Here is an 11,773-nt window from a genome sequence, read left to right as displayed (position 1 = left end):
GAGATGACGAATACCACAGCGGCCGATAGCGCGGCAAACACCCCGGTGGTCGAGCTGCGCCAGGTCAGCAAGCGCTTTGGCGAGCATAAGCCGGGCATCGGTGGCCGCCTGCTGCAAAGCCTGGGGCTCGAGAAGCCCCACCCGGTCACCCGCGCGGTCGACCATGTCGATCTGCTGGTGCGCCCCGGTGAGGTGGTGGGCCTGGTGGGCGAATCCGGTTGCGGCAAGTCCACCCTGGGCCGCATCGCGGCGGGGCTGCTGCCACCGTCCGATGGCGAAGTGCTGTTCTCCGGCAAGGCCATGGCCAGCCTGACGCCGGACGAGCGCCATGCCGAGCGCCTGCGCATCCAGATGATCTTCCAGGACCCGTACGCCAGCCTGAACCCGCGTCTGCGCGTGGACGAGATCGTCGGCGAGGCAGCCCGTATCCATGGCCTGGTCGATCCGGCCGGTTTTGACGACTACGTCTGCGCGCAGATGGAGCGCGCCGGGCTCGACCCGGCCTTGCGCAGCCGCTACCCGCACCAGTTCAGCGGTGGCCAGCGCCAGCGCATCGGCATTGCCCGCGCGCTGGCCGTGCAACCCCGCATGCTGGTCTGCGACGAGGCCGTGGCCGCCCTCGATGTGTCGATCCAGGCGCAGATCCTGAACCTGTTCATGGACCTGCGCGAGCAATTGCACCTGACCTATCTGTTCATCAGCCATGACCTGGGCGTCGTCGAGCATATCTGCGACCGGGTGGTGGTGATGTACCTGGGCCGCGTGATCGAGACCGCACCGGTGGAAGAGCTGTTTGCCCGGCCCAACCACCCCTACACCCAGGCCTTGTTGGCCGAGGTGCCCAACATGAACGCGCGCCACAAGACCTACTCGGCCATCCAGGGTGAAATCCCCAGCCCTTTGAACCCCCCCAGCGGCTGCCACTTCCATCCCCGATGTCCGCGTGCGATGCCGCGCTGCAAGGTGGAGGCACCCCAGCTCAAGGGTATCGCCATCCAGCACCAAAGCGCCTGCCATTTGAACGACGCCTGAGCGCTCAGCTGAGCGCCGCCTTTTTCTACGTATTTGATTGCCCCGCTTTTACAGTTTCACCAGGAGTTCGCCATGAAACGCATCATCGTCTCTTCCCTCACCGCTGCCCTGATGGGCGCTGGCCTGGCTGCCCATGCGCAGACCTTGAACATCGGCTTTGCCGACCCGGTCTCGTCGATGGACCCCCAGCTCAACAACCACGCCGGCGACCGCTCGGTGGACCTGCACTTCTGGGATCTGCTGGTGCAGAACAACCACAACAAGCTGCAGCCCGGCCTGGCTGCGAGCTGGAAGAACCTGGACCCCAAGACCTGGGAGTTCAAGCTGCGCACCGATGTGAAGTGGCAAGACGGCAAGGCCTTCAGCGCCGAGGACGTCATCTACTCCTACCAGCGCGCCCGCGCCGTGCCCGGCAGCGTGGCCACCTTTGCCGGCTACCTGCGCACCGTCGAATCGGTGACCGCCAAGGACCCGCACACGCTGATCATCAAGACCACCATCCCCAACCCCGATCTGCCGCTGAACCTGGCCTCGGTACACATCGTCAGCAAGCATGTGGGCGAAAAATCGGCCACCGAAGACTACAACTCGGGCAAGGCCATGGTCGGCTCGGGCCCCTACAAATGGGTCTCCTACACGCCGGGTGACCGCGTGGTGATGCAGCGCAATGAGGGTTACTGGGGTGACAAGGCCATCTGGGACAAGGTCAACTACCGCTACATCAACAATGCCGCATCGCGCACCGCTGCGCTGCTGGCCGGCGATGTGGATGTGATCGACAAGGTCTCGGTCTCCGACCTGGCTCGCCTCAAGAACGCACCGAACGTCACCGTCTACCCCTACGACGGCCTGCGCGTGATGCTGCTGCAGCCCAGCTTCAATCCGGCGCCCAATGCCTTCATCACCGACAACGCCGGCAAGCCGCTGGCGAAGAACCCGCTGCTGGACCAGCGCGTGCGTGAGGCACTGAACCTGGCGATCAACCGGGGCGCCATCGTGGACCGCATCCTGCAGGACGCGGCCACCGAGGCCAACCAGTGGATGCCCAAGAACACCTATGGCTACAACCCCGACATCAAGAACATTCCTTTTGATGCCGCCAAGGCCAAGAAGCTGCTGGCCGATGCCGGTTTCCCCGAAGGCTTCAAGCTGACCATGCATGTGCCCAACGACCGCTATCCACAGGGCCCGGAAACGGCCCAGGTGGTGGCCCAGTTCTGGACCCGCATTGGCGTGAAGACCCAGGTGGAGGTGGTGCCATGGGCCGTGTACTCGGGCCGCGCCAACAAGAACGAATATGCGATGAGCATGCTCGCCTGGGGCAATGGCACCGGTGAGGCCAGCTATGCGCTGGTGAACGTGCTGGCCACGGTCGATGCCAAGAAGGGCCTGGGCGCCTCCAACTGGGGCCACTACAGCAACCCGGCCGTGGACAAGGCGCTGACCGAATCCACCGAAGAGTTCGACATGGCCAAGCGCGAGAGCATCCTGCGCCAGTCGGCCAAGGTGGTGTCCGATGATGTGGGCATCATCCCGCTGTTCCACTACCGCAATATCTGGGCCGCGAAGAAGGGCCTGAAGGTCACCCCGTTCAGCAGCGACCGCACCACCGCCTCGATGGTGACCAAGGTGGCACCCTGATGGCCCAGCTGTCCATCACGGTTGACCAGGCGGACGCGCTGATCGATGTGGCGCGCCACATCCGTATCGAAGGCGCCCAGCCCGGTCAGGCGGTGGAGGTGACTGCCGAGACCCCGCGCAGCGGCGTGCTGTGGCGCGCGCAGGCGCGCTTCATCGCCGATGCGCAGGGTACGGTTGATCTGAACCGCGATGCGCCCGTCTCCGGCAGCTATGCCGGTGCCGATGGCATGGGCCTGGTCTGGTCGCAAAGCCCGGTGGCATCCACCAGCCGCGAGCTGTTCAACCAGCCGGTGACGGAGGCGCTGCTGACGAGCTTGCAAGCCAGCGCGGGCACTGCGCAGGCGCAGGCGCGCTTGAGCCAGCAGCTCGCTGCCCCCGGCGTGACCCGCCGTGAGGTGCGCGAGGACGGCCTGGTCGGCACCCTGTACCTGCCCGCTGGCGCCGGACCGCACCCGGCGGTGATGATCGTCAACGGCTCGGGCGGCGGCATCAATGAGCCGCGCGCGGCGCTCTATGCATCGCGCGGCTATGCGGCCTTTGCGCTGGCGTATTTCAAGGCGCCGGGCCTGTCGCCCTACATCTCCAACACCCCGTTGGAGTATTTTGAAAAAGGCCTGCAATGGCTGCGCCGCACGGTGCAACCGGCGCATGACTTTGTCGCGCTCAGCGGCCAGTCGCGCGGCGGTGAACTGGTGCTGCTGCTGGGGGCCACCTTTGCACAGCAGGTATCGGCCGTGGTGGGCTATGTGCCCAGCGCCTTGGTGCACAGCGGCCAGAACGCCTGCGACCCGCAGGTGGGCCGCGAAGGCCCGACCTGGCTGCTGGGCGGCAAGCCGCTCACCCACATCTGGGAGAACAACCGCACGGCCAGCTGGGCCCCGTTTGACGAAGGCCCATCGCCCCACCGCCATGAGCGTGCGATGCGCACCGCCTTGCGCGATGCCGAGGCCGTGGCGCGTGCGCGCATCCTGGTGGAGCGCATCCAGGGCCCGGTGATGCTGTTGTCGGCGACTGACGATGGCTCCTGGCCGTCAAGCGTGTACTCAAAGATGGTGCGCGACAAGCTCGCCGAAGTGCAGCACCCGCACGATGTGCAGTGGCTGGACTTTGAGCGCGCCGGCCACGCGATCCTCTTCCCCTATGTGCCGACCACGCAGCTGGTCTATGCGCACCCGGTCTCGGGCAAGGTCAGCACCGGCGGCGGCAACCCGGCCGACAACGCCCATGCCGATGCCGCGTCCTGGCAGGGCGTGCTGCAGTTTCTAGAACGCGCGGTGGCGGCCCAGGCCGGCGCTGCACAACCATAAATCCAAGGAGTCTTGCATGTCCACATCCCCCAGCGATGACCTGATCGACCGGCTGGTCGGTCTGGCACCGGGCAGCCGCACCTATGCGGCGCGCCACCAGCGTGAAAAGGTGGTGGCCGCTACCCAGGGCAGCTACCAGGCGCTGTTTGATCCGGCGCTACCGGGCATCAGCCTGGGCGAGCGCCTGCTGGTTGCGCTCTACGCCTGCCGCCTGACCCCCGCGCCCGAGTTGGTTGCCCACTACCGCGAACGCCTGCAGCAGCTGGCAGTCGATGCCGCACTGATCGCCGTCGCCGACACCGGCCAGCCCCAGGACGCGCAAGACCCGCGCCTGGCCGCCATGCTGGCCTTTACCCGCACCCTGATCGAGAACCCGATCGAGGGCGACAAGGCGGCGCTGGAAACCCTGCCCGCCGCAGGCATCAGCACCCCGGCTGTCGTGGCGCTGTCGCAGCTGATCGCATTTCTCTCCTACCAGGTCCGCCTTGTGGCCGGCCTGCAAGCCATGAAAGCATCCGAGGAGGCCACCGCATGAGCACGCCCGCCGCATTCCAACCCGCCCAGGTCATCCGCGCCCACGGCTTCACCAACGAATCGCTGGAATGGAAGGCCTGGCTGGATGTGGTCCAGCTGGGCCAGGCCACGCCCGACCAGATGGCCGTGCTCGAAGAAAGCCACCCCAAGGCCAAGACCTCGGACTACTACCTGTTCCTGGTGCACCAGCCGCTGATCCTGCGCGAGCGCTCCACCGCCTTCAACGCCATCATGTATGCGCCCGGCGGCCTCTCGCGGGCCGAGCGCGAGCTGGGCTCCACGGTGGTATCGCGCATCAACGGCTGCGTCTACTGCGCGTCGGTCCATGCGCAGCGCTTTGAGCAGCTGGCCAAGCGCAGCGACACCATCGCCCAGGTGTTCGAAGAGCCCGCCACCGCCGGCACCACCGCGCGGGAAAAAGCCATCGTGCAGTTCTCGATCAAGATCACCGAGCAGCCCGCCGCCATCAACGCCGCCGACATCGACGCGCTCAAGGCCGAGGGCCTGAACGACGGTGAGGTGCTGGACCTGCTGCACTCGGACGCCATCTTTGCCTGGGCCAACCGCCTGATGCTGAACCTGGGCGAGCCGCTGATGCCGGAAGCCTGAAGCGGCTGTCTGCGCTGATGTGCCAACCCCCATTGTCTGTTGCCGGGCGATGGGGGTTGTTTTTTGTGGGTGGTCCTTGCGGCTGTCTGCTGGAACATCAGCGCCGGTACGCTGCGCCCGGGTGGCTGGCCGGCAGCAGCTTGCCCCCTGCCGGGAACAGCTTCTCGCGCAAGGTGCCTTCTGCGTAGCGCGTCTTGAACATGCCCCGGTTTTGCAGCTCGGGGATCAGCAGGTCGACGATGGCGTTCAGGCTCTCGGGCATGACGGTGCGCACAAGGTTGAAGCCATCGATATCGCTCTCGGCGACCCAATGGGCCATCTGGTCGGCGACTTCCGTTGGCGAGCCGATGAAGACCGGCGCGCGCGCACCGACGGGGCTGAAATCCAGCAGGTCGCGGACCTTGGGCGGCTGCGGCGTGTTGCGGGTCAGGTGCTCGACGGTGGACTGGATGGCATTGGTCTTGGCAAAGGGCAGCACATCGTCCAGGCCGAGCTGGGACAGGTCCATGCCGGTCCAGCCCGAGACCAGCGCCAGCTGGCCGGCGCTGTCGAGGTAGTGCCGGTATTCGTCGCGCAGGTCCTGGGCTTCGGCGGTGGTGGGCGCAACGATCACGGTGGCGCCCAGCAGCGCGAGCAGATCGTAGGGATCGCGGCCGGCGTGCTGGGCCGATGCGCGCAAGGCCTTCACCGATTTGGCGGCTGCTGCGGGTGTGGGGCCGTTGATAAAGCAGGCCTCGGCATGGCGGCCGGCAAACTGCTGGCCGCGCGCGGAGCTGCCGGCCTGGTACAGCAGGGGCGTGCGCTGGGGCGAGGGCTCGGCCAGTGCCCGGCCATGCACGCGGTAGTAGGGGCCGTCATGCGCCACCGCATGCACGCGCTCTGGGTGGCTGAACACGCCGCTGTCCTTGTCGCGCACGGCAGCGCCGGCCTCCCAGCTGCCTTCCCAGAGCTGGTAGATCGCGGCCATGAAGTCTTCGGCCACGTCATAGCGCTCGTCATGGTCGCGCAGGCTGTCGCGGCCCAGGCCACGCGCACCGCTCTCCAGGTAGCCGGTGACGATGTTCCAGCCCAGGCGGCCGTTGGTCAGGTGGTCCAAGGTGCCAAAGCGCCGTGCGAAGGAGAAGGGGTGGTCGTTGCTCAGGCTGGCGGTCACGCCAAAGCCGATGTGCTCGGTCACCAGGGCCATCGCCGAGATGAGCATGGTCGGGTCCAGCTGCGGGGACTGGGCCCCTGCCGCCAAGGCCGCATCGGCATTGCCGGCATAGACGTCGTAGATGCCAAACACATCGGCGATAAAGATGCCGTCGAGCAGGCCGCGCTCTGCCGTGCGGGCCATGTCCGCCCAGTAGCGCAACTGGTGGTATTGCGCCTGGTTGTCGCGCGGGTGCTTCCATAGGCCGGCCCAGTTGTGGGAAGGCGCAGCCATCTGGAAGCTGTTGAGGCGCAGTTCACGCCGGGGCTGTCTGCTCATGCGATGGGATCCGTCACGCTGGGGTCGTTCTTCAGGCCTGCGCAGCGGCAGCGCTGGCCGCAGGGCTGGCCAGCGGCGCGGTCTGCACCTGCAGGATGTCGTTGAAGCGGTTGAACGCGCCGCACAGTGCCGTGCGCCAGGTCAGCTCCACAATCTGCGCTTCGCTGAAATGCTGGTGCAGGCGCCCAAAGATCTCGTCGCGTGTCTGGCTCCAGTTGCGGGTCACGGCAATCGCGTACTCCACCACCAGGCGGTCCACCTCGTTCAGCTCGGGGTGGTTGGCATAGTCCAGCAGCGTTCGCACGCCTTCGGCCGACAGGCCCTCGACCAGCAGCTTGGGCCCATGGTGGTCGATGCAGTACTCGCATGCATTGAGCAGCGAGACGGTGACGATGGCCAGCTCGGTGTAGCGCCTGGGCAGCACCGCTTCCTGGCCCAGCTGCAGCAGCAGCGCCCAGGTCTGCGAGAAGATCGGCAGGCGCTGCGCCATGACGCCGGCCTGGTCGGCAAAATCGCCGGCGGCCAGCATGCGGTCCCACAGCGGCTGCTCTGCGGCGGGCAGGTCTTCGCGGGATTTGCGGGTGATTCGGGTCATGGCTATTTTCCTTGAGAGCGGGGGCCCAGCCGGTATTCCGGCAGCAGGCCGTTGGGTTTGAAGATCAGCATCGCCAGCAGCAGCACGCCGACCAGCGACAGGCGGATGGCGGCCAGCTGCGTGCCATCGAGCCAGGGCACGACGCCGGCCAGCATGCGGCTGCCCTCCAGCAGCAGGATCACCGTGAAGCCGGCGACCAGCACGCCGGTGTGGCTGCCGCGCCCGCCCAGGATCACGGCCATGAAGGCGTAGGCCGTCAAGATGGTGCTGAACTGGGTCGGGTCGATATAGGTGTAGTAGAAGGCGTGCAGGCTGCCGGCAATGCCCAGGATGGCGCCGCCCAGCGCAAAGCTGCGCGCCCGCACCCAGAGCACGTTCTTGCCCAGCGCCTCGGCCACGCCCGCGTCCTCGCGCGTGGCGCGCAGCAGGCGGCCAAAGGGCGAGCGCGCCAGGCGCTGCAGCACCACAAACACCAGCGCCAGCCAGACCAGGCAAAAGCCCAGAAAGAACAGATCGCGCCAGGCGCTGGGCACCAGGTCGGCAAAGGGCCGCACGATATTGGGGATGCCCAGGGTGCCCCGGGTCAGCCATTCCTCGTAGCTGATAAAGAGCCGCAGCGATTCGGCAAAGCCCAAGGTGACGATGGCCAGGTAGTCCTCGCTCAGCCGTACCGATATCAAGCTGACCAGCGCACTGGCCGCAGCCGTCAGCAGCAGGGCCAGCAGCATGGCAGCGAGCGGCGGCAAGCCCTGCATCTGCAGCAGGCTGCAGGCATAGGCACCCAGCATGTAAAAGCCGAACAGGCCAAAATTAACGAGGCCGCCCAGGCCCCATTGCAGGTTCAGCGCCAGGCCCGACAAGGTGGCGATCACCACCAGCACCAGGGTTGCAATCAGATAGCTTGTCATTTGCGCACCCACTTGGCACCAAACAGACCGTGCGGGCGCAGCAGCAACAGCAAGGCCATGACCCCAAAGGCCACCACCGTGCGGTAGTGGGGCGGCAGCAACAGGGTGGCCAGCTCTTCGGTCACCCCCAGCAGCAGCGCGCCCGCCACCGCCGCCATCGGGCTGCCGATGCCGCCCAGGATGGCTGCGGTAAATACCGGCAGCAGGTAGTTCCAACCCATCTGCGGGTCCACATTCGAATCCAGGCCGATCAGCACGCCCGACAAGGTCGCCATTGCGGCGGCCAGCGCCCAGACCGTGGCCGTCACCTTTTTGCGCGAGATACCGCGCACATCCGCCAGATCGGGGTTGTCGGCCACCGCCTGCATGGCGCGGCCCAGGCGCGTGAAGCGGAACACCAGCCACACGAGAGCCAGCGCCACCAGCACGCAGGCCAGGGTGATGAGCTGCTCCTGGTTGACGCGCAGGCCGAGCAGGCGCGCGGGCCGGGCAATCTCGACACCAAAGCCGCGCGGCGCATTGCCGGCGACCAGGCGCACCAGGTTCTCCAGCACCAGGCCCAGGCCGATCGAGGCCACCAGCAAGGTGACGCCCGAGCGCCCACGCAGCGGCGCAAACACCAGCCGGTCCAGCAGCAGCGCCAGCGCAATGCTGAGCGCCATGCCGGCAGCCACTGCCAGCGGCAAGGGCCAGTTCAGCGGGCCGTTGAAGGCATAGACCAGGTAAGCGCCGGTGGTCACCATCGCGCCAATGGCGTAGTTGGCAAAGCGCAGCACGCTGAAAATCAAGGCCAGCGACAGCGCAGGCAACGCAATGAGCAGGCCCGATACCAGGCCGTTGAAGATGAGCTGCGCCAGCATCAGTGCGCTCCCAGATAAAGACTTTGCAGCTGGCCATTGGCCAGTAGCTCCTGGCTGGGCGCGCGCGCCCGCACCTGGCCGGCGACCAGCACCAGGCCCTGGTCGGCAGCGGCCAGACCCAGCCGGGTGTTTTGCTCGATCATGAACAAGGTGACCCCGGTTTGCGCCACGCGCTGCACCACCTCAAACAGGCGCGATGCATTCAGCGGCGACAGGCCCGCCGAGGGTTCATCGAGCGCCAGCAGCCGGGGCGAGGGCATTAGCGCCGCGCCCATGGCCACCATCTGCCGCTGGCCGCCGCTGAGCAAGCCAGCGGCGACATTCAGCTTGGGAACGATCTCGGGAAACAGCGCCAGCACCGCATCGAGCCGCTCGCGCAAGGCCTTGGCGCCGCCGCTGGCGATGAACTCGTGGCCGAGCTTGAGGTTGTCCAGCACCGAGAGGTTGCGGAACACATTGGCCTCTTGCGGCACATAGCCCAGCCCCAGGCGTGCGCGGCCCGGCGCATCGAGGGCGGTGATGTCGCGGCCATCCCAGATGACGCGGCCCGACTGCGGGCGGATCAGCCCGGTCACGACGCGCATCAAGGTGGATTTGCCCGAGCCGTTGGGGCCGACCACCACCAAGCTGGAGCCGGGTGCGACTTCTAGGCTCACGCCGTGCAGCACGGCGCGCGCGCCGTAGCCGGCCACGACGCTGTCCAGGCGCAGTTCGGCGCTCATGCCACACCTCCGAGGTAGGCTTCGACCACCTGCGCGTTGGCAGATACCTGGGCAAAGCTGCCCTGGGTCAGCACCTTGCCCTGGGCCAGCACATACACCGGGTCGCACAGCGCGGCAATCATGTCCATGTTGTGTTCCACAATGGCAAAACTCATGCCTTCGGCCTGCAGGCTGCGGATGAAGTCCGCAATCTCGCCGACCAGCACCGGGTTGACGCCGGCCGCCGGCTCATCGAGCAGCACCAGCCGGGGCTTGAGCATCAGCGCGCGGCACAGCTCCAGCAGTTTCTTCTGGCCGCCCGAGAGGCTGTCGGCCCGCTCATGCGCCAGGCGCCACAGGCCCACGCGCTCGAGCAGGGACTGGGCCTGCGCCATCGCCTGGGCTTCGTGCTGGCGGGCGGCCGCCGTGTTCAGCAGCGCATGCCAGAGCTTTTCGCCGGGCTGCTGCGGGGCGGCGAGCAGCAGGTTCTCCAGCACCGTGAGCGCGCCCATCTCGCGCGAGATCTGAAAGGTGCGGGTGAGCCCGGCCTGGGCGCGCCGGTGCACGGACCAGTGCGTGATGTCCTGGCCGTCGAACAGCACCCGGCCACCTTTGTGCGCCTGCTGGCCGCCCAGCACATTGAACAAGGTGGACTTGCCCGCGCCATTGGGCCCCACCATGCCGGTGATGCCACCGCGCGCAATGCGTAGGTGGGCACCGTCCAGCGCGGTGAACTCGCCAAAACCTACATGAACATCCTGAACCCTGAGCAGATCGTCTGTCTGCAGGCTCATTTGGTGGTGCCCACCAGCTTGCTCACGCCGTTGAGCACGCGGTAGTGGCCGTAGTCCAGGTCCACCTGGTCGCCATTGGGCGCAAAGCGGAAGTCCGCTGTCGCGCCGGAGTAGCGGAAAGGCTTGCCCGCGCGAATCAGCTGCAGGCCCTGCACGGGGTCGTGTACATCGGGGCCCTTGGCGTTGACCACGTTGGCGATTTCCTTGCTGAAGTCGGCCGCCTTGGCGCTCTTGGCCTTTTCGATCGCGAGCGCCAGCACATTGATCTCGTCAAACACATTGGCGCCAAAGGCGACGATGGTGCCTTCGGGCTGCTGGGTCTGCTTGAGGTAGAGCTGGTAGCTGGCGTTGTTGCCCACCGGCGTGGCCTGCACATGGTTCACGCCTTCGGCGGCGGCCTTGCCCACGTTCTGCACAAACTTGCCGCCGCTGTCGGCCGCATGGCTGAAAGTGTAGAGCTTGCTTTCGTAGCCGCTGCGGTAGATCTCGCGCACGATGGCGCTGAACTCGGGGATATAGCTGGGCAGGAAGACCGCATCGGGCTTTTTGCTGAAGATCTTCTCCACTTCGGCCCGGTACGAGGGCTGGTTGGGGTTGAAGTAGAGGGTGTCGAGCACCTTGCCGCCCTGCTGCGCAAAGCGCTCGGCAAAGGGCTTGACGGTGCTGAGCGTGAAGGGCGTTTGCAGCACCAGGATGGAGGCGGTCTTCGCGCCATCCTTGTAGGCCACATTGGCAAAGGCCTGGCCCCAGTTCTTGCCATTGGTCTGGAAGCGCCAGACCAGGCCCTTGTTGTCGCCCTCGGTCAGCTCATCGGCCGAGCCCACGGGCAGCAGCGCAACATTCTTCTCGAGTGCCACCGGGCGCACGGCCAGTGCCACCGCGCTGCTCCAGACGCCGGTGATCGCCACCACACCATCCACATCGATCAGCTTGCGCGCGGCCGACACGCCGGCTGTGGGCGTGGTCTCGTCATCGGCCACCACAATCTCCAGCGGCCGGCCCAGCACACCGCCATGGGCATTGATATGGGCAGCGGCGGCCTTGGCCGCTGTTTCCTCTTCCTTGCCATAGGCGCCGCCCGATCCGGTCAGCGGGGCCAGCAGGCCGATACGGATGGGGGCGCCGCTGGGGGCACTGGCTGCGCCTGCCGCACTGGCACCGGCCACCACACACAGCGACGCCGCCGCCACGCCCAAGACTCGCCACTGGCCCCATTTGCTCACGCCCATATCCGCTTTCAAAAAACCGCCGTTCGCAGCAGGGCTGCGCGGCGCAAAAGGGGGATTGTGCGAAGTCAGCGTTGCGGGAGGAACTAATTTTT

At 66.6% G+C, this 11,773-nt stretch carries 12 protein-coding genes; 5 read left to right on the top strand and 7 right to left on the bottom strand.

Translation table 11 applies throughout. From position 1 onward, the window contains the following. The first annotated feature begins 3 nt into the window (after positions 1-3). The 5 genes from WH303_RS02355 (at position 4) to WH303_RS02335 (ending at position 5,123) form a co-directional block, all read left to right on the top strand. On the top strand, positions 4-1,032 hold the full coding sequence (locus tag WH303_RS02355; protein WP_339517144.1) for an ABC transporter ATP-binding protein: 1,029 nt from the start codon (positions 4-6) through the stop codon (positions 1,030-1,032). A gap of 72 nt (positions 1,033-1,104) precedes the next feature. Then, positions 1,105-2,673: an ABC transporter substrate-binding protein gene (locus WH303_RS02350; RefSeq protein ID WP_339516694.1), complete on the top strand. Its 1,569-nt coding sequence runs from the start codon at positions 1,105-1,107 to the stop codon at positions 2,671-2,673. Then, positions 2,673-3,980 (top strand): acyl-CoA thioesterase/bile acid-CoA:amino acid N-acyltransferase family protein, encoded by a 1,308-nt coding sequence (locus WH303_RS02345; protein ID WP_339516692.1) that lies wholly within the window; start codon positions 2,673-2,675, stop codon positions 3,978-3,980. Before WH303_RS02350 ends, WH303_RS02345 begins: the two co-directional genes overlap by 1 nt. A 16-nt stretch (positions 3,981-3,996) precedes the next feature. Then, positions 3,997-4,515: a CMD domain protein gene (locus tag WH303_RS02340; RefSeq protein WP_339516690.1), complete on the top strand. Its 519-nt coding sequence runs from the start codon at positions 3,997-3,999 to the stop codon at positions 4,513-4,515. Then, positions 4,512-5,123 carry a peroxidase-related enzyme gene (locus tag WH303_RS02335; RefSeq protein WP_021024826.1) on the top strand — a complete coding sequence of 204 codons (612 nt, stop codon included), beginning with the start codon at positions 4,512-4,514 and terminating at the stop codon, positions 5,121-5,123. The genes WH303_RS02340 and WH303_RS02335 overlap by 4 nt, the downstream gene beginning before the upstream one ends. A 97-nt stretch (positions 5,124-5,220) precedes the next feature. Here WH303_RS02335 and WH303_RS02330 read toward each other — a convergent pair whose 3' ends face one another. From WH303_RS02330 to WH303_RS02300, 7 genes are read right to left on the bottom strand one after another with little or no spacing between them, the layout of a single operon-like run. Next, positions 5,221-6,594, bottom strand: a complete 1,374-nt coding sequence (locus tag WH303_RS02330) for an LLM class flavin-dependent oxidoreductase (RefSeq protein ID WP_339516687.1) — start codon at positions 6,592-6,594, stop codon at positions 5,221-5,223. A gap of 31 nt (positions 6,595-6,625) precedes the next feature. After that, positions 6,626-7,189 (bottom strand): carboxymuconolactone decarboxylase family protein, encoded by a 564-nt coding sequence (locus WH303_RS02325; protein ID WP_339516686.1) that lies wholly within the window; start codon positions 7,187-7,189, stop codon positions 6,626-6,628. A 2-nt stretch (positions 7,190-7,191) separates the two neighbouring features. Beyond that, on the bottom strand, positions 7,192-8,097 hold the full coding sequence (locus tag WH303_RS02320) for a branched-chain amino acid ABC transporter permease (RefSeq protein WP_339516684.1): 906 nt from the start codon (positions 8,095-8,097) through the stop codon (positions 7,192-7,194). Beyond that, a complete protein-coding gene (locus WH303_RS02315) occupies positions 8,094-8,957 on the bottom strand; it encodes a branched-chain amino acid ABC transporter permease (protein ID WP_339516682.1) in 864 nt (287 codons plus the stop codon). The genes WH303_RS02320 and WH303_RS02315 overlap by 4 nt, the downstream gene beginning before the upstream one ends. After that, positions 8,957-9,679 (bottom strand): ABC transporter ATP-binding protein, encoded by a 723-nt coding sequence (locus WH303_RS02310; protein ID WP_339516680.1) that lies wholly within the window; start codon positions 9,677-9,679, stop codon positions 8,957-8,959. The genes WH303_RS02315 and WH303_RS02310 overlap by 1 nt, the downstream gene beginning before the upstream one ends. Next, positions 9,676-10,452 carry an ABC transporter ATP-binding protein gene (locus tag WH303_RS02305; protein ID WP_339516678.1) on the bottom strand — a complete coding sequence of 259 codons (777 nt, stop codon included), beginning with the start codon at positions 10,450-10,452 and terminating at the stop codon, positions 9,676-9,678. Before WH303_RS02305 ends, WH303_RS02310 begins: the two co-directional genes overlap by 4 nt. Continuing rightward, positions 10,449-11,693: an ABC transporter substrate-binding protein gene (locus WH303_RS02300; protein ID WP_339516676.1), complete on the bottom strand. Its 1,245-nt coding sequence runs from the start codon at positions 11,691-11,693 to the stop codon at positions 10,449-10,451. The genes WH303_RS02305 and WH303_RS02300 overlap by 4 nt, the downstream gene beginning before the upstream one ends. Positions 11,694-11,773: the final 80 nt, after the last annotated feature.

The organism is Comamonas sp. MYb69, assembly GCF_037479315.1.
Lineage (GTDB): Bacteria > Pseudomonadota > Gammaproteobacteria > Burkholderiales > Burkholderiaceae_C > Comamonas.
This window is presented reverse-complemented; position numbering and strand designations above follow the sequence as displayed.